Below are 22619 nucleotides of genomic sequence, written 5' to 3'. Positions count from 1 at the left end.
CCAGAGGTCAGCGCTTCTTGTTCGATTGGGACAGCACCGAACCTGCGAGTGCTTTCGTCTTGTCGGAGTAGCGATCGCTACGAAGGACCTTGGAAGCCAGATCTTCCATTTCGGCACCCGTTTGACGACCGGTGCGGGACTGTGACAGCGCCGAGCCGGCAAGCTTTCGGGCAACCTGAGAAGAACCTGGTTTGAACAGTGTGTCGGCTGCCAGAGAGGCAACCTTACTCGAAGTGCCTTTACGATTAATCGCCATGAGGTCCTCCCTATGTGGTATGCGATTGGTTTCAACATGCCATATCTGGGGTTGAGTTCCTGCAACTGCAAGTCCACCCTACAAATTTTTGCCGACGTACTCGGGCACAAGCTTCGCCGCTCATGTGCCGCCTTTCCGACACCGCGTGCAAGCCAGGTCGGGACCTGCGGTGCAGCGGTTACTCATTCGTCGAAGGCTGCTGCAAGCAGTTTCTGCTTCAGCGATCAGCGCGCAGATTCTAACTGTTCCGGCCCGGACCACGCCGGGGCGTGAACTGCATTACTTGCCGGACGCTTCCCAACAGCGAGCCGCCCGCGGGGGGAGCAGCTCCTCGAGTTGTTTGCCCAATGAGAGCGTGCTGCTACTGCCCGAGGTCAAATATCAGTCTGGCCTCTGGCGATGCTCCTTGTGGGGCAGGCTTATCGCAGTCCCTGCAGTTGCAGGCATTCCTTGACGGCTGCAGCCCGCCTCTTGTCCAGGTACTCGGCCAGATCATCGATGTGGACGCCTTTGGCGCATTTCTGCGACGCTTCCATGCGGACGAGGGGGAGGGCGATGGAACCGGCCGAGACTTTGCGGATGAACTTGTCGGTACTCAGGCCGAAAAAATCCCTGGCGACATCCTCAGCGGGAATGATCGGTCGCCCGGAATACATTGCTATCAAGAGAAACGCCGTGTTCATGATCCCGGAGTGAAGCACGATGGCATGGTTGGGAGAAGGGCCCGCAGCGGGTTGGCGGGGAAGCGGATAGCATGGAGCGCAAATCGGACGGGTACGTTGGGTCGGAGAGACTATCTGAAGCGTCTGAAGGGGTAGGGAACCCGTGCCTGGGTGGTCATGCATAAGGCGTACCTCGGGTCGCAAGCATCCTCGGGAGATCGAATGCGAGCACCTTCGGTGCATTCGGCATGATGCCTTTCACGCCTTTGGACCCTTCGACATCAGTTGCTCCAAGGTCGGCGGTGGATCCGTGTCGTTTTGGATCAGTGTCTGGGACCAAAGGATCGAGGTCTCGTAGAAACTCCGACACACGGTCTCACCGTCCTGGTCGAACCAGTGTGTTGCCTCCGGCAGAAGCTCAAATGGCAAGGGGTGGTGCGCGAACGGATTGTGAAAGACCTCGATTTCAGCCGACCACGGCTCACTCCCTATCGGCCAGAGGTTGCGATATTCATCGCTGGTCACATCCAGGCAGAAAGGGATGCCCCTGAGAGCGCCCGGCGTCCTGTCAAAAAAGTTGCCAATCCGCATGTATCGCAGTCCACGCGGTGCGCCCTGACCCGATACCGCAACGCGGTTGAGCTTGGCCATCGAACACGCATTCGAAAAGATAACTGCGGAGAGCTCGGCATGGCCCGCATCGGCAAACAGGCCGGCGGGAAATCTGGCCTTGCCCTTGAGGTGGGATGCTTTCGTCGGATGCGCAAACATGCGCCCGTCGATTTCAACCTCTTCCGCGCCCTCGCCATAGAGATATCCGATCAGTCCTTCCCGGCTCCAGATCATCGATGCCGGTGCCTGAAAGTCCGCAATCGCCAGGGCGAAGGGCTGACCCTTTACATGCGGCAACTGATCGTAATTGCGAGCAAGCTTGTTGCCGATCGTTTTGGCAAAGCGCAAAGCTCCGGCGCCGAAAAACGCCTCTTCCCGGTCGGCTGGTAGGGCGCTCGGCGGCGCGTTCACATGGTTGTAAGGATCTGCCGGGTTGGCCGTCACGGCTTCCACCCATGCCGAACCGCCAAGCCTGTTCTCGATGCGGAAATCCGGGGACTCATATGGTTGGGTTACGAGCAATCCCTGCTCGCGAAACGTCGCCAGCAGCTGCGCCTCCCACAACCGCGTGTGAAAGTTGTTCGTCTGGCAATCTCCTGCCCAGTTTCGATCTGGCTTTGGAAGCGCGAGATAGAGCTGGTTGAGCGTCCATGCCGCGGGTTCATGGGAGGGCAGCCTCAACATTGCGAACACTTCGCTCGCTGTCCTTCCTTCCAGATCATAGAGCGCGGGCCGTTGCATGACGCCCGGGGGAACAGGCTCAGGAGGTTCTCCGTCCTTCAGGAGAGGCAGCAAGCGGGCCCGGGCTTCCTCTTCAGAGGCATAGCCTTCACGCTCGGTCGTCACCGTCCAGACGCGATCGGTTCGCCGCCTCATGACCAGAAAACCATAGGATCGATCATTCAAATCGTGCCTGAGGATGCCACATGAAAGACTGTCTTCGCTGAGCCAGGCGCCGACAGGGGGCCGATTTCCGAACCCATGCCCCCTGGGGAGGGACAGCGTATAGATGCTGAATTCCCATTGCGCTAGCGCTCTCAAAACTTCGTTCCGTCAATTCAATTGGGGGGCGCCGATCGAGCGTTTCAAGTCTGCTCCCACGACGTCCAGAGATATCCAGTTCTAGTCTTCAAAACCCCTGGTGAATAGCCGTGAGGGGAAAGCCTTCCCCCTGGTCGGCACTGGCGTTGCCGACGCACCCCCATCAGCGGGGAGACCCCGCAACGCCCCCTGAGAGTGAAAGTGCGGGCGGGTTTTCCGTGACGGGTTGAGGGCTGGAGGAGAGGCCTCCGGCGCCCGTCGCGGAGATCATCCCGATGACCAGAGCGCATCGCGCGGCCCGCAAGGGCGGCCCGCGCACGAACCTTTATGACGACATCACCGACAAGATCATCGCAGAGCTGGAGGAGGGCCGACTGCCCTGGGTTCAGCCCTGGGGGACGGCGGCGGCGCAGGCGTCGCTCGCCATGCCGCGCAACGCCAGCACGGGTCGGCAATACTCCGGGATCAATGTCCTGATACTCTGGGGCGCGGTCATCCAGCAGGGCTATCCGACCCAGCACTGGCTGACGTTCCGCCAGGCGCTTTCACTTGGTGGCAATGTCCGCAAGGGTGAGCGCGGCACGACCGTCGTCTATGCCGACCGTTTCACGCCGGAAGACGAGAAGCGCCGCGCCCGGGAGACAGGGGAAGACGCAAGCAGCATCCCGTTCCTGAAGCGCTTTACCGTGTTCAACGCGGCGCAATGCGAGGCTCTGCCAGACGACATCGCCGTCGAGGCACCACCACCGCCGCCCGGGCTGATCGAGCCGCAGGTCGAGGCACTGATCGCCGCGACTGGTATCGACTTCCGGATCGGTGGCAACCGCGCCTTCTATGTCCCCGCGCTCGATTATGTGCAGGTGCCACCTCCGCAGGCCTATTTCGAGCCGATCAACTGGCACCGGACCGCCCTGCACGAGATGGGGCACGCGACAGGACATGCCTCACGGTTGGGGCGGGACTTCTCGGGCGATTTCGGCACGAAGACATACGCCTTCGAGGAACTGATCGCCGAGATTTCGAGTGCGTTCTGTTGCGCCTCGCTCGGGATCGTCCCGACTGTGCGCCACGCCGATTACATCGGCTCCTGGCTGGAGGTGATGCGCGAGGATGCCCGCGCGATCGTCCGTGCAGCCTCGCAGGCCAGCAAGGCGGCCGACTGGCTGCTGGCCCATCTGCCCGACGACAGCACCGATGTTGAGCGGCAGACCCCGACGGAAGGGAGGGCTGCGGCATGATCCTCCTGACCGACACACAGCGTGACCGTTTGCTGGCGAATGGCCGCGATCGCGATCAGGATCACATTCCGGTCGTGAGGTTCTTCAATCCCTTCGGCGCCGGTGTCTGGCTTGCGACCGAGCTCGACGAGGACGGCGACATCATGTTCGGCCTGGCCGACATTGGCTACCCCGAGCTTGGCTCCTGGAGCCTCAACGAACTGCGCTCCATTCGGCTGCCCTTCGGCATTGGCATCGAGCGGGATCTGCTGTTCACGGGGGACTTCCCGATCTCGGTCTGGGGAGAGGCCGCCCGCGAAACCGGCAGCATTCGGGAGGCCGAGCGTGTGCTTTATCGCTCTGGCCTCGGTTGACCGGGATACCTCCGATACGCAGATCCGGCATTCCTGATTTCCGGGTTTGCGGCTTTACGGATCCGGCGTCGCTCTCTTCAGAGGAAGAGGGCGGCGCTTCGCTTCGTGACGGGCCTGTAGCCGGAGAGAGAGGCTCCCCGGCGTCCGTCATGGAGACCCTGACATGGCCACTGCCACTCAAAAGATCACCCTGTCGTCCTCGCGCGACATCCCCTTCAACAAGCTGGTGCTCAGCCAATCCAACGTCCGGCGGGTGAAGGCCGGCATCTCGGTCGAAGAACTGGCCGAGTCCATCGCCCGCCGCGGGCTGATCCAGTCCTTGCATGTCCGGCCCGAACTCGACGCCGAAGGGCAGGAAACCGGCCTCTTCGAGGTGCCGGCTGGCGGGCGCCGTTACCGAGCGCTAGAACTGCTGGTCAAGCAGAAGCGCCTCAACAAGACCACGCCGGTGCCCTGCATCGTCTCGGAAGCCGCGGACGACATCCTGATCGACGAGGTGTCGCTGGCGGAGAATATCGAGCGCGCGCCGCTGCATCCGCTCGACCAGTTCCGCGCCTTCCAGATCCTTCGCGAGAAGGGCATGAGCGAAGAGGAAATCGCTGCCGCCTTTTTCGTCGACGCCAAGGTGGTGAAGCAGCGCCTGCGCCTGGTCTCGGTCTCGCCGTCGCTGCTCGAGACCTATGCCGAGGACGGCATGTCGCTGGAGCAGCTTATGGCCTTCACCGTCTCCGAGGATCACGCGCGGCAGGAACAGGTCTGGGCGGCGATCAAGGATAGCTGGCAGAAGGAGCCCTATACCATTCGTCGCATGCTGACCGAGACCACGGTGCGGGCCTCCGACAAGCGGGCTCTCTTCGTCGGCATTGAGGCCTATGAGGCGGCGGGCGGCTATGTGCTGCGCGATCTCTTCCAGCAGGACGATGGCGGCTGGCTTCAGGACCCGGTGCTGCTCGACCGGCTGGTCGGCGAGAAGCTGAAGGCCGAGGCAGAAACCATCGCCGCCGAGGGCTGGAAGTGGATCGAGGTCGCGGTGGATTTCCCTTATGGCCACACCAGCGGCTTGCGCCGTCTTGCCGGCACCACCATCGACCTGACCGACGAGGAACGTGCCGAGCGTGAAAAGCTGCGGGACGAGTTCGACGCGCTGGAGGCGGAATATGCCCAGGCCGACGAGTTCCCCGACGAGGTTGATGCCCGCCTCGGCGAGATCGAAGAGGCGCTGGAGGCCTTCGAGGCCCGGCCGATGCGCTATGACGCCGACCAGATGGCTCGCGCCGGTGTCTTCGTCAGCATCCGCCATGACGGCCAGCTCGCCGTCGAGCGCGGCTATGTCCGTGCCGACGACGAGACGGTGGAAGGTCAGGAAGGGCAGGGGGCCGATGGGTGTTCTCCCGAGGGCGGCGAGTCCGGTGGTGTGCAGCGCGCGGTCATCATGGCGGGTGGCACGGCGACGGAACCCGAGGAGGACGAAGAGGTCGACACCATCCGGCCGCTGCCCGATCGCCTCGTCAGCGAGTTGACCGCACATCGCACCCTGGCACTCCGGGATGCCGTGGCGTCCAACCCGCATGTTGCCATGACGGTGCTACTGCACCGCCTGGTCACCGATTGCTTCCTGCCGCACTCCACCAGGGGGTGCCTCGAGGCCTATGTCCGGGAGGTTCATTTCCCGGCGCAGGCCGATGACCTGGGGGAGAGCGTCTCGGCGCGCGCCATCGCCGAGCGGCACGAACGCTGGGGCGATCACATCCCGGCCGACGATGCGGCGCTCTGGGACTGGCTGGTCGATCAGGACGACGACACCCGGATGGAGTTGCTCGCCCATTGCGTCAGCTTCGGCGTCAACGCCTTGCACGAGAAGCCCAACCCCTATGGTGGCATGGGCGTCAGCCAGCACGGGCTCGACGTGCGCCTGACCCAGGCCGACCGGCTGGCGCGGGCGACGGGCCTCGACATGGTGGCGGTGGGCTGGCGCCCGACCGTCGGCAACTATCTCGGCCGCGTGACCAAGCCGCGGATCATCGAGGCGGTGCGCGAGGGCGCTGGCGAGCGGGCGGCGCAACTCATCGACCATCTGAAGAAAGGCGATATGGCCACGGAGGCCGAGCGCCTGCTGGCCGAAACCGGCTGGCTGCCGGAGCCGCTGCGCATGGTGGATCGCGATGCCGATATCGCGATGGATGCCGGGGGCGACACGGAGGCGGATGATCTGCCTGAATTCCTTGCCGGCAATGGCGAGGATGAAGACGCCACGGAGGACGAGGAGCAGCCAATGGTCGCTGCCGAATGATCCTCAGGTGGGGCGGCGTTCGCTGCCCCGCCACATCCCTTCCGTTTCCGCAACTCGCCCGGTCTTCGTGATCGGGCTTTTTCTTTGGAGAAATCCGATGTCCGCAGATATCGATATTGATCAGATCTTCCGCGAGGACAGCGCCAACCCGCCTTCGGAGCGCACGCTGCCCTGGGAGGAAACCTGCGACGGCATCACCGTGGTTGTGGAGCCTAAACCGCATTGGGCCGAAGATATGCGTGTCTTTCGCCTCGAAAAGCGAGAATACTGCCGCTACACCGATTGGGCCGCGAATGGCGGTAATGCCCGGTTCTACGGTCATATCGACACGAGCGGCGATGAGGTGATGATGAGAGCGCGGGCGATGATTGCGCGCGAGATCGCTGATGGTCTTTGGGATTGAGCCTTGCGTCGCGTTGAAAACCTGCAAGGAGTTTCCCGGGGCTTATCGGCGCGGTGGGTTTGGCAATCTCGGCCCGATCGTCGGCATTTCTTTCCAGAGCTGCGGACGATCCGCGCTTAAGGGCAACTTGGACTGTTGCCCAAGCTGGGCCTTCTCCGCTCTCAACAAGACGTGCTTTCCATCGGAGGAATGACGCATGACGACCTTTCTTATCTACCCGCTGGCTGCCTTGGCCGAGATCGCAGGCTGTTTCGCGCTCTGGTCGTGGTGGCGCGGCGCTTCTTCCTGGTGGCTCGTGCCGGGCGTGACGAGCTTGGTCCTCTTCGGCGGGCTGCTCGCTTTGATCGATACCGAGGCCGCGGGCCGCGCCTTTGCTGCTTATGGTGGGGTTTACATCATCGCGTCGCTGCTCTGGATGTGGAGCATGGAGGGGCAGCGACCGACCCTGTGGGACCTGACCGGGGGCAGTCTGTGCCTCCTTGGCGCCTTCGTCATCCTGCTTGGTCCCCGCGCAGTATGATGCCCTGAGCCTGTCCTGTCCTGCTGCGCCACACCGAGGTCGGCGGTCGGGAAAAATATATGTTGCGCAGCACCTTGCGGCGATGGGGGCGACCTTCCAGATAATCGGGATCGTGTCGACGTCAGCCCCGCGGAGTGGCAATCATGATTGAAACCTGGGTGCCGCTGCTGGGCGGTCTGATTTTGCTGGTTGCCGGGGGAGAGCTTCTGGTGCGCGGGGCCGTACAGGCGGCCGAGCGCATCGGGATCTCGCCACTGGTGATCGGCCTGACGCTCGTGGGTTTCGGAACCTCAATGCCAGAGCTGGTGACATCGGTTCAGGCGGGGTTGAATGGGTCTCCGGGCATCGCTTACGGCAACATTGTGGGCTCGAATATTGCGAACATCCTTCTGATCGCAGGCGTGTCTGCCCTCATCTGTCCGATCGTTGTTGCGCGCTCCGCACTTCGCAGGGATGCCATCGTGATGCTGGCGGTCGCAGCAGGCTTTGCGGTGCTCGCCTGGGTCGTGCCCATGGGGCGGATGGCGGGTGCTGGGCTCGTGGTCATGCTGATCGGTTACATCTGGTTCGTGATCCATCAGGAAAGGGGCGCGGCTGATGGAGGAGCCCTGCACGACAAGAGCCTGGCGTTGGCAGGGGCCGACCCGGGACTCGCCCCGCCTCATGCGGTGAAGCGTCTCGCCGTCCCCATTCTTATTGCCCTTGCCGGCTTGATACTTGTGGTCGCCGGCGGATCTTTCCTTGTCAGCGGAGCTGTGGCGCTGGCGCGCGGGTTTGGGGTCTCCGAGACGGTGATTGGATTGACCATCGTGGCGGTCGGTACCTCCATGCCGGAGCTGGTCACGTCGGTCATCGCCGCCTTGAAACGCCATGGGGATGTGGCGTTCGGCAACGTGGTCGGGTCGAACATTTACAACATTCTCGGGATCGGGGGAACGACGGCCCTTATCGCCCCGTCACAGGTCCCATCCGAAATCGCAGGGTTCGACGCGCCCGTGATGGTCGCGGTGTCACTGCTGTTGGTGCTGTTTGCAGCTACCGGCCTGAGGATCGGTCGGCGTGAGGGTGCGATTCTTGTAGCCGGATATGTCGCCTACCTCTGGATGCTCTGGCCGTGACGTAGGTACCGCTCCGCCGTCAGATTTCGGCTGAGTTTCAGCAATGGCATGGCAGTTCCGTCAGCTCAAGCTGGGGGCTGCCTTAGAGCAAACCTGAAGTTCCGAAGAGGGGTCGGCGCCCTCATGCGCGTCTTCAAGCAGGAAGGGTGGCATCCCCTTGTCGCACGCGGTCAGAAGCCGGAAACGGAGACAAAATTTGGTCTTCCCAATGCCGGCCAAAACTCACTCCCGCACGAAGCGGGCAGTGTGTCGTCTCAGTCGGGACAGGAATCAAACTTCGATATCGATACCGGTCCGAAGCAAGGCCGCGACTTCGGCCTCGATGGGCGTCATCAGATCGACGTCGACCTCCGGGGTCGCGATGCCGACAACGAGCGCATAGCGGGCCTTGCTGTTCGCTCGCCCCAGGGCTCGCCTTTCGCGCCACCAGCCCGAGATCGGGTAGACATAGAGGAGATCGCGCTCCACGAGCTCGACGGCGCTGCCCTCCCAGATATCCATGTGAATGGAGCCGGCAGAGATCGACTTCGGCCCGAAGAACCAGCCGTCGTTGTCTTCGTTGATCGGGCGAGGGTCGTTTTCGCCACGGTCATCCTTGTTCACCCGGCGCAGGAAATTCCCGTCGGTTTCGCGTGCCCGCTTGAGGTCGAAGCGCAACCCAAAAGACTGATATCGGGCAGGATCGATCGCGCTTGCAAAGCTTGGGTTCGGCTCGACAAAATATGAGAGCGTCACCTTGAGGCGCACAGGCTGGTCGCCCAAATCCTCAAGGACTTGTCGGGGCCAGGGCAGGCGGTAGACATGAGCATCCGAGAAGCGCACGCTGCCATTCTCGACCCGGAACGGTTGGATATATTGCTCGGCGACCAACGCAAGATCATCGCGGGCCGAAGCAAGGGCGCGCCGAAGATCCGGTACCCCGTATCCGTATTTTCTCGCGAGCGCCTTTCTGTCCGACTTTGACGCGGTCGCGTTGAATTCCGCAAGCATATGCGGCGTCCACCGGGCGCTGTGCACGGTCAGGGCGCGGATGGTTTCAGGCCAATACTCCGGGTGCTCAGCCATGATCCGCGTCGTAAGCCGTGCCGCTTGCGCTGTCGCTGCGCTGGTTGCCCAGAACGGTGTCACCGGATGCGGAGCGACCGATTTCGCCGTGGTGAGCACCGAGAGGGAAGGGAGGCCCGACAGTGCTTCGAGTCCCGATCTGCTCAGCGCGCGGTTTCCAGCTTCAAAGACGATCTCCGGCTTGATCGGCGACTGCCCCGCGCGCCATAGCGCGCTCGTCCGACTGTAGGGGCTGCGGTCCCCGGGAGGTGACCATCCGCGCCAGTCTCGGTAACCGGCCTCTGCGATTTCTGATTTCAGAGTTGTGCCGCCGACTGTCAGGACATTCCATGCCTGTGCGGGATCTTCTCCCGGAAACGCATCGCCATCGGCGATGTCCTGGGCGCGCGAGCTGTCCGCGATGTTGCCGATCGCCTGGACGAAGAGGCGCCGAATATGGTCCGGGCCTTCCTCGATTGCGTCCACGCCCGCCGAGATCTGGTCGAGAGCAGAGCTCCAGGCCGTCGGCTCCGCTCCCGACCGGTTTTCATTCGTCACGGCCATGCAAAAGACCCTCGGCCGCTCGGCAGCCGATATCTCCGGAAGCGAGCTGGCGGAGGTTGTAATCGCACCATAGGAGCCGGGATCATTCTGCTCGAAGCCGTCCGGCGGAAGGATTTTGACGGACTCGAGGCGATGCGCAAGAACTGGACGCGACGCATCTCCCAACGGCATTGTCAGGTCGCCGTGGAGTGCCAGCCCGGCCATTCCGGATCCATGCCCGCTGGGACTATCATCATCCACCCCCCAATCAGAATGCACAGCGTGCATGTCACCGGAAGCCAGGGCAGGTTCAATCAGCGGATGGCCGCGGTTCACACCCGTATCAAGGAGGCACACCGCGGGCACGTCGCGGCCTGGCCAGGTGATCCTTTCGGCCAGATCATCCACGAACGCGTTCGCCATCTCCTCGAGTTCATCCGTGAATACTGTCGGCGTATCGCTCGCCCGCCGGATTTCGGAAATGCCTCCCGTTGAAAATAGCAGCATCTCGATCGCTGCTCTGCGCCCATGCACCGGAAGAACCACGACTTCGGGGAAGTGCAGCCAGCTGTCTTCTCCCCCGACGGTCAGGCCGAGCCGCTGAGCGCTGGTCTCAACACGTTCGAGGCGGTCGGCAAAACACCACAAGGCCCACCACATTTCCGCCTGCGGATCATCGGGCAGAGCCAGGGGATCGTCGCGCCAGAACGTTCGCAAGCGCGCGGCGCGGATATGCTCGACAGGCTCGACGCGGGACTTCTTCGGGGCCTCGGCACCTTCTTCAACTTCCGTAAAGGCGTAATCCCTGAAAACCGCCTCAAAGACATCTCTGGTTTCGTCAGGGACGAAGAGGGCGATGCGACGGGCGCCTGTTTCGGAAAGTGTGACGGCGCCCTGGCGTGTCCCCTCGCGTTTCTTCTCCAGCGTGGTTGGCCCCACAGAGGGTGCGAGTTCCACCTCAAGGTAGACGCCGTCGGATGCTGGAGTTCCCTCGGGTGCCCCCAAATCCTCTCGTCCGAGATCAGACGCCTCGAAGGCGGCTTCCAGTTCGCCGACAATGCGCTGGCCATGTTCCTCGCGGATGCGCTGAAGCGGCCGTTGGCGGGCGTTACTGCCTGGGGACTTGTAGTCGCGGATAGTCGAAAGACCGCTCAGGTCGATATGTCGGTGCTCGTACTCAGCCAATGTGTCCCTGTTCTTCAGAGAACACCGTTCTCATGGCCTGGCGTTTGCGAAGTTCGCGCGTCAGATCGGCGGTGGAAATCTGATTTCGTTCTGAAAGGATTGCCGCTTTCACAGCCTCTTCTGCCGCATGGACAATCTCCGCCTGACTGAGGCAGGTGGCCGCGGCAACAATGGTTTTCCAATTGATCTTGGGATATTTCATCGGTGACAGATGGGCCTTGATAATGGCGCGCACTTCATCTGCTGATGGCATCTCGAACTGCAGAACTTCATCGAAGCGCCGTAATAGCGCGCGGTCGAGAAGAGAGGGATGGTTCGTGGCAGCCACCAGAACACTGTCGGTCGCAGAAGGCTCTTCCATGAACTGCAGGAAGCTGTTCAGTACCCGCCGCATTTCTGCGACATCATTCGTCGCCAACCTGTTGCTGCCTACGGCATCGAATTCATCAAAGAGATAAACACCTCTGCGCTTCTGCGCTTCGTCGAAAACCAGACGCAGTTTGGCGGCCGTTTCCCCCATAAAGCGCGTGATCAGGGTTTCGAGGCGGATCACGAACAGAGGAAGATGGAGTTCGCCCGCGAGTGCCTCGGCGGTCATCGTCTTCCCCGATCCTGGAGGTCCGGCAAAGAGGAGCCGGCGGTTCGGTGTCTTCCCATGTTCCCGGAGCCAATCCCGACGCTGTTGCTGAAGCACAACCGCTTCGAGATGACCTTTCACGTCTGCATTCAGCACCACATCGCCAAGATGGATCTGCGGGTCCCGCAGATCGAGAAGGCTGTCGAGGTCTCCACGTGGCCGAGAAAAGGCGATCGGGACAGACGCCCGCGTCCCGCGCTGTGAACGTGCGGCATCTACTGCCGCACGGATATCCTCTGCGGTCGCACGGTGTCCCTGGCGGGCTTCACCAGCCGCAACCTGAAGCGCGATGGAGAAGAACTGTTCTTCATCGCCTTCCGCCTGGCTTCTGAGCATCGCCAGTATCTGTTTTGCATTTGACACCGCGTCGCCCCAGTCGTCTGTCTTTTCGTCGAATCCTAATTGACTCTCGCGGTTTTGGAAAGATCGGCGTGATCGAAACAAGTCGCACATGGGCATATTTGTTCTGCCAGGAGGTGCGCGTTGCAGGGCTTTGCCCGGCGGATCGCCCTGTATTCACATCATTCGAGCGCTGTGACCTGGCCTTCAGAACCACTGTCGCACCACGCGCCCATCAAGCGGTCAGGTCGCATGGCCGTCATGCCGTGTAAAGGGGCCGTGTACAGGGGGCGGCGGGTCACGCGGCGGCTCCAGTTTCAACTTCATCATGTCCCCATCATCCCATCAAGGCACGTGCCATGGGTTCGGTTCCGTCTCGGGCTTGTAACGCGGTTCCTCTGTTGATGCGGCGGCAATGGTTGGCCGGGCGAAACATCTGCAAAGGGTATCCGGTGCCTGTCGGATGCAAGACACCACCCCCGCTTCCATTCGCTAACCTTGGTCTGATCCGTCTCTTTGACAATCAACCCATGAAGGGTCGGCTTACGCGCGCGTGCCGCCCTCGGGGATTCGGAGCCAGTCCGAACGCCCGAGGGTGAGTGCAGGTCCGGTCAGACACGTCGGGCGCCTGTCGCGCGGGGGATGGTCCCCCGCCTCCAGAGACAGGAGCCAATCCCGATGTCCTATGCAGATGCCACCGCTTTCGCCGCCAGCCTCGCCACCACTCTGATGGTCGTGATCGTCGTGTTCCAGGCCGGGGACGGAACCCACGGCGCCATGCCCGCCGACGAGTTTGACGGCGATGAGGACATGGTGAAGCTGGAACTGGATCCATGGGCCTGAGGCGCGAAAGCGCCTCATCCCCGACGGCCCGAGCGCGGTGGCCCGCGCTTCGGGCCTTCAGCCTTGCGATGATCCCCATCGTCGGCAGCGGAACCGGGAACAAGCCCGGTCAGAGAGGAAGAGTGCGGGCCTTTCGGCCGTGACGGGTTGAGGGCCGGAGAGAGAGGCTCACCGGCGCCCGTCATGGAGTGATCCCGATGACCTTTGCCCGTTCCGAAACCTTCCGCTCCATCGGCCAGAGTCTGGCGGCCGATGTTCTGCCCGCGCTTTTTCGGTCGCAAAAGCTGCCGCTGCGCATCTCTTGCCTCGGCGTCGCCAGCTATGACGCCAGTGACGCGGCGAATAGCTTTGATCGCGTGATCCCGCTTGGGGAATGCCCGTCACCGGAGGAGGCCATCGAGGCCGCAGCCTTGCGCGTGTCGCGCGGTGATATTTGCACGGGGCCGAATAGCTTTCCGTATTTCCAGCCGCGCATCATGCTCATTCAGGACCGCGATCAGCGCCTGGTCCTCGCCGGCACAATCCGCGGCGGCATTATCCTCTGGCAACAGCCGGTCGCATCCGATGCCGAGGCACGCAGGATCGTGACCAAGGCCAGCCGACTGCGCGGCATGGCATTCCGAGCCTCCGAGCCAGGTGATGCGAGACGGCTGCGTTACCGCGCCGCTGCGCTGGAGGCACGGTTGGTCGATCCCTTCTGGCGCGAGATCGCGGCCGATCTGCTCCGCCTGCCGCAGGCCGCCTGAGTTTCACCCTTTCCATCCCATTTGGCTCGGTTCCACGCCGGGCCATGTCATGCCCGGAGACCATCATGGCCGACTATTTCACCCATTTCTCCTGCCTGCTCGATGTGGGCACCCCCGAGCAGGCCGCCCGCGCGCTCGATCTCTACAATGCGCTCTCGGATGAGAATGCCGCTGGGGATCCGCCTTCGGACGGCTTCCTGCTCTCCATTCAACCCGAGCATGGCGGAACCCAGCTCTGGATGCGCGATGATGGCACCGGCGATCCTGAGCATGTCATCCAATTCGTCAAACGCTGCGCGAAGGAGTTCGGGCTGACCGGCCTTTGGGGGATGCAATACGCCAATACCTGCTCGAAGCCGCGTGTGGACGGGTTCGGCGGCGGGGCGCACGTCCTTGATCTCGCTACCGGCGAGACGGTGGACTGGATCAATACCGATGGTTGGCTTTCCATCGTTCTGGAGGGAGGCAATCCCTATGAGTGAGGTTATCGAGATCACTGTCTATCACCTCGAAGAACTTTCCGATGCAGCCAGGGACAAAGCCCGCGCCTGGTATCGCGAAGGTGGCTTCGACGATGACTGGTACGATGCCGTCTATGAGGATTTCCAGCGCGTCGCCGAAATCCTCGGGCTGAACCTCAAGACCCGCACCGTCCGGTTGATGGGCGGTGGCACACGGCAGGAACCCTGCATCTGGTTCCGGGGCTTTTCCTCTCAGGGGGACGGTGCCTGCTTTGAATCGTGGTATTCCTACCAGAAACACGCTCCGCGCCGGATCAGGGAATACGCCCCCCAGGACACCGCGCTTCACCGCATCGCCGACGCCCTTCAGGCGATCCAGCGGCGTAATTTCTACCAGCTTCGCGCCGAAACCACCCATCGCGGCCATTATTATCACGAATACTGCATGGCGATCTCGGTGGAGCGAGACAGCCCGACCGGGCAGGACATGACCGCCGATGCCGAGGAGACGATCATCGAGGCGCTGCGTGATCTGGCTCGATGGCTCTACTGCCAGCTTGAACGCGAATACGATTATCTGTCGTCGGATGACGTCGTCGATGAGACCATCATCGCCAACGGTTACACCTTCACTGAAGCCGGTTGCCGCTTCGGATGATCCCGAGAAGACACCGACAAGCGCCCCGCCGTCCGGTCGGGGCGCTTTTTTTATGCTGTGCTTTGAGAGTGAGAGGTGGGCCGAAAAGGGGCAGGTCCGGGTGGGTGAGAGAGAGCCGTCCGGGTCTTCCCGTTCCTGCTCTCCGAGGTTCCCCGACATGAATATCTCATCTCCCGTGACCGGTCCGGCTACCCAGCCGGCCCCCGTGATCCTGGCCGCCGCCCATCTCATTCTTCCCCATCTCGAACGCGGTCAACGCGTCGATACTGCGGACCTCCGCAGTGCCATGGAAACTGCTTTCGGTGCGTCCGACACCAGTGGTGCCTGGGACTGGAAACTCGCCTATGAGGCCGGTGAGGTCGCCACGGTGCTGTTCCTGCGCAAATACGGAAAGGCGCTTTTCCGCAAAGCCGGTCCTCCGCTTTCCCGGCTCGATCCGCTGGCGAAGATCGCCGGGTTGCTGCCGACGCAGACCCGCCGCTCCGAAGAAAGCCAGAGCTTCCAGCAGTTCAGCACGCCTCTGCCTCTCGGCCTTGCCGCGCTGGCGGCGGCCGCGATCACGCCGGACGATGTGGTGCTGGAACCTTCGGCGGGCACCGGCCTGATGGCGATCCTGGCGCAGGCTGCCGGCGGTTCGCTGATCCTCAACGAACTTGCCGAGACCCGCGCCGATCTTCTCTCGTCCCTCTTTCCGGCCTTTCCCGTCACCCGGTTCGACGCCGCCCAGATCGACGATCATCTGACCCCGGCGGCTGTGCCGTCCGTGGTGCTGATGAACCCGCCGTTCTCGGTCATGGCCAATGTCGAGGGACGGATGGCGGATGCTTCCCTTCGCCATGTTGCCTCGGCGCTGGCCCGGCTGGCTCCTGGCGGACGGCTGGTCACGATCTCCGGCGCGAACTTCGGACCGGAAGCACCAGCCTGGCGCGACGCCTTCGTGCGCCTGCAGGACCGCGGCCGCGTGGTCTTCACCGCGGCGATCGATGGCGCGGTCTTCGCCAGACATGGCACCCGCATCGACACGCGGCTGACGGTGATCGACAAACTGCCCGCCGACGATCCGTCAGTCTTCCCGGCCTCGGCAGGAACCGCACCCGACGTTGTCACGCTGCTCGGCTGGATCGAAAGCCAGATTCCGCTGCGCTTGCCGGTGTCGCTGCCGAAGGTCGCTTCTCCCGTGCCGGCAGCTGCGCCGAAGACCGTGCGCGGTTATCTCGCTCGCGCCACAGCGTCCCGACCCGCCGCCGCACCAGCGTCTGATCCCGAGGGGGTGGAGCTCGAGTATGAGACCGTGGACTGGGCGCCGCCCGAGGGCGCGCGCTTGTCGGACGCGATCTATGAGGAATATGCGCTGCAATCGCTGCGCATTCCCGGCGCCGCGCCGCACCCGACCAAGCTGGTGCAATCCGCCGCTATGGCCTCGGTTGCGCCGCCAAAACCGTCCTACCGGCCCATGCTGCCGTCCGACATCCGCACCCGTCTGTCGGACGCCCAGCTTGAAACGGTGATCTATGCCGGGGACGCCCATGCCGATCACCTCGCCGGTGCCTGGGCCGTGGACGAGCATTTCGACAATGTGAGCGCCGCGCCCGAGGATGCTGCCGGCGCTGTCCGGTTCCGTCGCGGCTTCATGCTCGGTGACGGCACCGGCGCCGGCAAGGGCCGTCAGTCGGCCGGGATCATCCTCGACAACTGGCTGCGGGGTCGCCGCAAGGCGGTCTGGATCTCCAAATCCGACAAGCTGATCGAGGACGCGCAACGCGACTGGTCGGCGCTCGGCATGGAGCGACTGCTGGTCACACCTCTGTCACGCTTCCCGCAGGGAAAGCCGATCACGCTGTCGGAAGGCATCCTGTTTATCACCTATGCCACGCTGCGCTCCGATGACCGGGGCGAGAAGGTTTCCCGCGTCAAGCAGATCGTCGAATGGTTGGGCAGGGACTTCGATGGGGTCATCATTTTCGACGAAAGCCATGCCATGCAGAATGCAGGAGGCGGCAAGGGAGACCGCGGCGATATCGCCGCCTCGCAACAGGGACGGGCGGGCCTGCGGCTCCAGCACGCGCTGCCCGATGCGCGCGTGGTCTATGTCTCGGCGACCGGCGCCACCACGGTTCACAATCTCGCCTATGCGCAGCGCCTCGGTCTCTGGGGCGGCGAGGATTTTCCGTTCCAGACTCGGGCCGAATTCGTCGAGGCGATCGAAGCCGGTGGCGTTGCGGCCATGGAGGTCTTGGCCCGCGATCTGCGGTCCCTCGGCCTCTACACCGCCCGCTCGCTTTCCTATGATGGTGTCGAATATGAACTGATCGAGCATCAGCTCACGGATGAACAGCGGCGCATTTATGATGCCTATGCCGGAGCTTTCGCCGTCATTCACAATAACCTCGATGCCGCAATGCTGGCCGCCAATATCACCGGCAGTGAAGGCACGTTGAACCGGCAGGCCAAATCCGCCGCGCGGTCGGCCTTCGAGAGCACCAAGCAGCGTTTCTTCGGCCACCTGCTGACCTCGATGAAAACCCCGACGCTGATCCGTTCGATCGAAGCCGATCTGGCGGCGGGCCATGCGGCTGTCATCCAGATCGTCTCGACCGGCGAGGCGCTGATGGAACGGCGACTGGCCGAGATACCCACCGACGAATGGAGCGACATCTCCGTCGACGTCACGCCACGGGAATATGTCGGCTCATACTTGCAGCATTCCTTCCCGGTGCAGCTCTACGAGCCTTTCACCGATAGCGAGGGCAATGTTTCGTCGCGGCCAGTGTTCCGGGACGGCCAGCCGGTCGAAAGCCGCGAAGCCGTAGCCCGGCGCGATGAGATGCTGGAGCAGCTGGGTTCGCTTCCGCCTGTCCCGGGCGCGCTCGACCAGATCGTTCAGCGCTTCGGCACGGATATGGTGGCGGAGGTCACAGGACGTTCGCGCCGGATCGTGCGCAAAGGCGACGGTGCGTCCGCATGTCTTGCAGTCGAGAACCGTCCGCCTTCTGCCAACCTCTCCGAGACTGCGGCCTTCATGGATGACCAGAAGCGCATTCTGGTCTTCTCTGATGCCGGTGGCACCGGGCGCAGCTATCACGCGGACCTTTTGGCGCGGAACCAGCGCCTGCGGGTGCACTACCTGCTGGAGCCGGGCTGGAAGGCCGATGCCGCCATTCAGGGGCTCGGGCGCACCAACCGCACCAATCAGGCGCAGCCGCCGCTGTTCCGACCCATCGCCACGGATGTGAAGGCTGAGAAGCGTTTCCTTAGCACGATTGCCCGTCGCCTCGACACCCTGGGCGCGATCACCCGCGGCCAGCGCCAGACAGGTGGTCAGGGACTGTTCCGGCCCGAGGACAATCTGGAATCCGCCTATGCCCGCGATGCGTTGCGCCAGCTCTACCTGTTGATCGTGCGCGGCAAGGTCGAGGGATGCTCGCTCGAACGGTTTGAGTCCGCCACCGGCCTGAAGCTGATGGACAGCAACGGTGTGAAGGACGAACTGCCGCCGATCACCACCTTCCTCAATCGCCTGCTGGCGCTGACCATCGAGTTGCAGGGCATCCTGTTCTCGGCCTTCGAGCAGCTTCTGCAGGCGCGGATCGACGGGGCGATTGCATCCGGCACCTATGACATGGGGCTGGAAACGCTGAAGGCCGAAAGCTTCATCGTCACAGACCGGCAGGTGATCCACACCCATCCGGGGACTGGCGCGGAAACCCGGCTCCTGACGCTCACCGAGCGCAAACGCAATCAGCCGGTCACGCTCGATGCAGCCCTGGCGGAACTGAATGATCCTCGCGCAAGATTGCTCATCAACGAGCGATCCGGCCGTGCCGCCGTGCAGATCCCGACCACCAGCGTCATGCTCGATGATGGCGAGATCGAACGGCGCGTGCGGCTGATCCGGCCCATGGAGGCGATGAACATTCCGGTGCGTGCGATGGGTGAGACTCATTGGATCGAGGCCGACCGTGCCGACTTCATCGTGGCCTGGAAGGCGGAACTGGCCGAGGTGCCGGAGTTCACCGACAGCATCCTGCATATGGTGACAGGGCTCTTGCTGCCGATATGGAAGCGCCTGCCGCAGGAGTCCTCCCGGGTCTACCGGCTCCAAACCGATGAGGGGGAACGCATCATCGGTCGCCGTGTCTCGCCCGCATGGGCAGCGAATGCCGCTACCAGCGGGGTTGCCACCAGCATCACGCCAGATGAGGCCTATGCCACACTGATTGAGGGTCACACGATCCTTGATCTCGCCGAGGGGTTGCAACTGCGACGCTCGCGTGTCATGGGCGCGAACCGGGTCGAACTGACCGGCTTTACTGACGCAATGCGCGAGCGTCTGCGGGCCTATGGCCTCTTCAGCGAGATCATCTCGTGGAAACTGCGCTTCTTCGTGCCCGTCGATGCATCGGGGCCGGAGATCATCGGCAAACTGCTCGATCGCTTCCCGGTTGAGCGCATCGGTGAGCGGGTGGCTGCGTGATGGCACGTCTCAACGCTTCCGAACTGGCACACCGTCTCGCCCGACAGGCCGAGGTGGTGTGCCGCCACTACCTCTCGAACGGGCGCAAGCAGGGCAATTACTGGCAGGTCGGGGATGTGCGAAACACGCCCGGTCGTTCGATGTTCGTCCGTCTGACCGGGCCAGAGGCCGGTAAGGGGGCGGCTGGAAAATGGACTGACGCATCGACCGGCGAGCATGGCGATCTGCTCGACGTGATCGGCGAAAGTCTCGGCCTCATCGACTTCGCCGACATTGCCGAAGAAGCCCGCCGCTTTCTCAGTCTACCGCATCCTGAACCGGAGCCAGAGTCCCGCCGAGCCCGAACACCGCCAGCACCATCGGGATCGTCCGAAGCCGCCCGTCGCCTCTGGCGCATGACGCAGCCGCTCACCGGCAGTCTCGCAGAGGCGTACTTACGGCAACGCGGCATTGCGGATTTACGCGGAACCGCAAATCTGCGGTGCCACCCGACCTGCTACTGGCGTGCGGAGGGCGACGGCCCAACCGAAACCTGGCCCGCCATGATCGCCGCCGTCACCGACCTCGAAGGCAGGATCACCGGTGTGCATCGCACCTGGCTTCAACGTGACGGCTCCGGGAAAGCGCCGATCGATCCGCCGAGAAAGGCAATGGGAGACCTGCTCGGAAACGCCGTTCGGTTTGGCAAGGTGCAGGATGTCATGGCAGCGGGCGAGGGGATCGAGACCATCCTCTCGCTGCGGCAGGCATTGCCGATCATGCCGATGGTCTCCGCACTCTCGGCCGGGCATCTCGCTGCTGTCCTGTTCCCGCCGCATCTGCGCAGGCTCTATATCGTCCGCGACATCGATCCGGCAGGCGACGCCGCACGGGACAGCCTGGTGGACCGGGCCATCGGAGCCGGGATCGAGGCGATCACGCTTTCGCCCATGCTGGGAGATTTCAACGACGATCTTGTCAGCCTCGGCCTGGAGGCGCTTCGGGCGCAGATCCGGGTACAGATCGCTCCTGAGGACGTCAGCCGTTTCATGTCGCGCGCACCATAGCCAGAGAGGGCCGTGAGCGGGGGAACCGATCCCGCCATGGGTAAGGGGTTGCGGCACCTCGGCAAGGGGGCCGCGCCTTGGCCTTCTTGAGAGGGCGAGCGGCCCACAAACACTCCGGCCCGGCAATGGCGGCGCCCGACTGATTTCCGTCGGCGGCCCGCCACCCCACGCGACAGGTCGCGTGGGGACCCCGTCTCCCCCGCCTTTACAGCGCGAAACAAATCAGCCGGGCTTTGCCATCAAGGCCCTCGCCAGAGGCTCGGACTGCCAGACCGGAGCGCCCGTGGGCTTGTCGTCGCCATGAAGGCCGCGACGGTCGCGGTCCAGCCGAAGGACACATCCCATGTATGCCCATGACGAATTCGAACCCGATCACAGCACGTCTCCCACCGGCCATGCCATCGAAGCGCTCGAACTCTATGGCTACCGTCCCGCCGAGGGCGAGGCCGATCCCCGGATCACGCCCGAGGACACCGCCATCCAGGGTGCGGTTGCCGACATCTTCGATGCCCTGATTTCCACCATGGCCGATACCAGCCTCGATTTCGACCTCGACGAGATCATGTGGTCCACCGTCAATACCTTCCACCGCGCCGTCGAGCGGATCGAACGCAAACTCGATGACAACGAGCAGGCCCAGAAGCGCCTTCAGCGCGAACAGGACGGCAGCGAGGTCATATCCGTCCAGCTCGAAACCCTGATTGGTATCGGCCAGAGCCTGATCGAGCGCCGCGACAGCATGGAGACTTTCCGCGATACCGCCGCCGACCTCTACCTGCGCAGCACAGGCACGCCCTGGTCACCGCGCTCCGGATCACGGGTCAACCATCGCCAGATGACCTCGGCCATGATCGACAGTCGCGACTTCATCGCCGCAAAGCGCAGGGCCGACAACGAGGTGCTGCTGCCCGCCGGACCAAAGATCGCCTTCTCGGGCGGGGACACCACCGATCACCGCACGATCTGGGCCAGGCTCGATCAGGTGCATGCCAAGCACCCCGACATGGTGCTCCTGCACGGAGGCAGTCCGAAAGGCGCCGAGCGCATCGCAGCCACCTGGGCCGACAACCGCAAGGTGCCGCAGGTCGCCTTTAAGCCCGACTGGGCGAAACACGCCAAGGCCGCGCCCTTCAAGCGCAACGACCGGATGCTCGATACCATGCCGATCGGGGTCATCATCTTCCCCGGAACGGGTATCCAGGAAAACCTCGCCGACAAGGCCCGCAAGATGGGTATCCCGGTCTATCGCCTCGCGGAGGGCAGCGCGTGAGCGCTGCCTGCAATCCATCGATACCATGCCCGGCAGAACTCTCGCCATGCCGGGCGATTTCATGCTATGTTCGCCTTGCGCCATGGTGGTGGTGGAAGGCGCGACCGTTCCAAGTCAAACGGGAGACTCCACCGTGATCGTTCTCGGAATCCTTACATCTTTCGCGGCCATTGCGGGCCTGTGCTGGTTGGTGTTCAACCTCGCGGTCTTCGCCCTGCCGTTCCTCGTCGGACTTCATACCGGCATTTGGGCCTATGGAACCGGCGCAGGCTGGTTCGGTGCAATCCTCGTCGGCGGATTCGCCGCAGGGTTGACGCTTGCCATCGGTCAGGCGCTGATCATGCTCGTGCGCCCGCTCTGGGCGCGGTTTGTCATCGCGCTGATCTTCGTGGTGCCGGCGGTGCTCGCTGGCTTCCACGCAACCCTCGGGATCGCCAGGGCCATGATGCCCTCGGAGACCTGGCAGATGATCTTCGCCGTCATCGGCGCTGGCGCTGTAGGCGTTTCCGCCTTTCTCCGCATTGCCGGTTCGGCAGCCGAGCCTTCGGACAGCTCTCCCGTAAGCGCCTGACACTGCAGGCGATCCGATGAGGCGGGGCCTGATCAGTGCTGGACTGTCATCCCAATCCTCAGATTGCCGGTATGGGGCGGTGTGCGGATCGGCTTGAGGCCCGCGTCGCTGCCCGTGGCCGTGCGGAGGGAATGGCGGAGCGTTCGAGCGGCAGGTCGCACCCGTGATTGCGGGGGCACGTCGGGCGGGGCACCTGGAGAACGACGCGCATGGCCTGTCGCGGGTGAACAAACCCGCCGGTGGAAAGGCCGGTCAGGCTGATGAGCATCCACGGTTGCCATCGTCTCCGTTCTGACCCGTCCCATGTCC

General features: G+C 63.2%; 18 protein-coding genes and 1 pseudogene. 14 read left to right on the top strand and 5 right to left on the bottom strand.

What is annotated here, in order from left to right:
* Positions 1-7: 7 nt before the first annotated feature.
* The 3 genes from BMI90_RS07315 to BMI90_RS07300 form a co-directional block, all read right to left on the bottom strand.
* Complete coding sequence (locus tag BMI90_RS07315) at positions 8-256, bottom strand: hypothetical protein (protein WP_078527705.1); 249 nt, start codon at positions 254-256, stop codon at positions 8-10.
* A 419-nt stretch (positions 257-675) separates the two neighbouring features.
* Entirely contained in the window at positions 676-939 is a 264-nt protein-coding gene (locus BMI90_RS07305; RefSeq protein WP_020043354.1) for a pyocin activator PrtN family protein, read from the bottom strand.
* 237 nt (positions 940-1176) lie between these two features.
* Positions 1177-2436: a hypothetical protein gene (locus tag BMI90_RS07300; protein WP_210401929.1), complete on the bottom strand. Its 1260-nt coding sequence runs from the start codon at positions 2434-2436 to the stop codon at positions 1177-1179.
* 410 nt (positions 2437-2846) lie between these two features.
* Between BMI90_RS07300 and BMI90_RS07295 the strand changes: the two genes are divergently transcribed.
* The 6 genes and pseudogenes from BMI90_RS07295 (at position 2847) to BMI90_RS07270 (ending at position 8493) form a co-directional block, all read left to right on the top strand.
* Positions 2847-3809 carry a zincin-like metallopeptidase domain-containing protein gene (locus BMI90_RS07295; RefSeq protein ID WP_078527701.1) on the top strand — a complete coding sequence of 321 codons (963 nt, stop codon included), beginning with the start codon at positions 2847-2849 and terminating at the stop codon, positions 3807-3809.
* Positions 3806-4199: pseudogene (locus tag BMI90_RS07290) on the top strand (DUF2958 domain-containing protein). The gene BMI90_RS07295 and the pseudogene BMI90_RS07290 overlap by 4 nt, the downstream one beginning before the upstream one ends.
* A 126-nt stretch (positions 4200-4325) precedes the next feature.
* The gene (locus tag BMI90_RS07285; RefSeq protein WP_078527697.1) at positions 4326-6452 is read left to right on the top strand and encodes a ParB/RepB/Spo0J family partition protein; all 2127 of its coding nucleotides are present in this window, start codon (positions 4326-4328) and stop codon (positions 6450-6452) included.
* Positions 6453-6549: 97 nt separating this feature from the next.
* Positions 6550-6855, top strand: coding sequence for a hypothetical protein (locus BMI90_RS07280; protein ID WP_078527695.1), 306 nt, complete (start codon positions 6550-6552; stop codon positions 6853-6855).
* A 196-nt stretch (positions 6856-7051) separates the two neighbouring features.
* Positions 7052-7375 carry a YnfA family protein gene (locus BMI90_RS07275; RefSeq protein ID WP_078527693.1) on the top strand — a complete coding sequence of 108 codons (324 nt, stop codon included), beginning with the start codon at positions 7052-7054 and terminating at the stop codon, positions 7373-7375.
* Between the two features lie 143 nt (positions 7376-7518).
* On the top strand, positions 7519-8493 hold the full coding sequence (locus BMI90_RS07270; protein WP_078527690.1) for a calcium/sodium antiporter: 975 nt from the start codon (positions 7519-7521) through the stop codon (positions 8491-8493).
* 270 nt (positions 8494-8763) lie between these two features.
* Here BMI90_RS07270 and BMI90_RS07265 read toward each other — a convergent pair whose 3' ends face one another.
* Both BMI90_RS07265 and BMI90_RS07260 read right to left on the bottom strand, forming a co-directional pair.
* Positions 8764-11265, bottom strand: a complete 2502-nt coding sequence (locus tag BMI90_RS07265; RefSeq protein ID WP_078527688.1) for a S8 family peptidase — start codon at positions 11263-11265, stop codon at positions 8764-8766.
* The gene (locus BMI90_RS07260; RefSeq protein WP_078527686.1) at positions 11258-12355 is read right to left on the bottom strand and encodes an ATP-binding protein; all 1098 of its coding nucleotides are present in this window, start codon (positions 12353-12355) and stop codon (positions 11258-11260) included. Before BMI90_RS07260 ends, BMI90_RS07265 begins: the two co-directional genes overlap by 8 nt.
* 564 nt (positions 12356-12919) lie before the next feature.
* Here BMI90_RS07260 and BMI90_RS18510 point away from each other — a divergent pair.
* The 8 genes from BMI90_RS18510 (at position 12920) to BMI90_RS07225 (ending at position 22310) form a co-directional block, all read left to right on the top strand.
* Entirely contained in the window at positions 12920-13084 is a 165-nt protein-coding gene (locus BMI90_RS18510; RefSeq protein ID WP_156876264.1) for a hypothetical protein, read from the top strand.
* Positions 13085-13281: 197 nt separating this feature from the next.
* Positions 13282-13830 (top strand): hypothetical protein, encoded by a 549-nt coding sequence (locus BMI90_RS07255; protein WP_078527684.1) that lies wholly within the window; start codon positions 13282-13284, stop codon positions 13828-13830.
* Between the two features lie 65 nt (positions 13831-13895).
* The gene (locus BMI90_RS07250; protein WP_078527682.1) at positions 13896-14312 is read left to right on the top strand and encodes a hypothetical protein; all 417 of its coding nucleotides are present in this window, start codon (positions 13896-13898) and stop codon (positions 14310-14312) included.
* Positions 14305-14949, top strand: coding sequence for an antitoxin of toxin-antitoxin stability system (locus BMI90_RS07245; RefSeq protein ID WP_078527680.1), 645 nt, complete (start codon positions 14305-14307; stop codon positions 14947-14949). The genes BMI90_RS07250 and BMI90_RS07245 overlap by 8 nt, the downstream gene beginning before the upstream one ends.
* Positions 14950-15106: 157 nt before the next feature.
* A complete protein-coding gene (locus BMI90_RS07240; protein WP_078527678.1) occupies positions 15107-19423 on the top strand; it encodes a strawberry notch-like NTP hydrolase domain-containing protein in 4317 nt (1438 codons plus the stop codon).
* The gene (locus tag BMI90_RS07235; RefSeq protein ID WP_078527676.1) at positions 19423-20469 is read left to right on the top strand and encodes a toprim domain-containing protein; all 1047 of its coding nucleotides are present in this window, start codon (positions 19423-19425) and stop codon (positions 20467-20469) included. The genes BMI90_RS07240 and BMI90_RS07235 overlap by 1 nt, the downstream gene beginning before the upstream one ends.
* 343 nt (positions 20470-20812) lie before the next feature.
* Positions 20813-21739, top strand: coding sequence for a DUF2493 domain-containing protein (locus tag BMI90_RS07230; RefSeq protein WP_078527674.1), 927 nt, complete (start codon positions 20813-20815; stop codon positions 21737-21739).
* A gap of 133 nt (positions 21740-21872) precedes the next feature.
* Positions 21873-22310 (top strand): hypothetical protein, encoded by a 438-nt coding sequence (locus tag BMI90_RS07225; RefSeq protein WP_078528119.1) that lies wholly within the window; start codon positions 21873-21875, stop codon positions 22308-22310.
* Positions 22311-22619 lie beyond the last annotated feature (309 nt).

This window comes from Thioclava sp. L04-15 (genome assembly GCF_002020275.1).
GTDB classification, from domain to species: domain Bacteria; phylum Pseudomonadota; class Alphaproteobacteria; order Rhodobacterales; family Rhodobacteraceae; genus Thioclava; species Thioclava marina.
The sequence above is the reverse complement of the archived record's forward strand: the minus strand, read 5'-3'. Positions and strand labels throughout refer to the sequence as shown.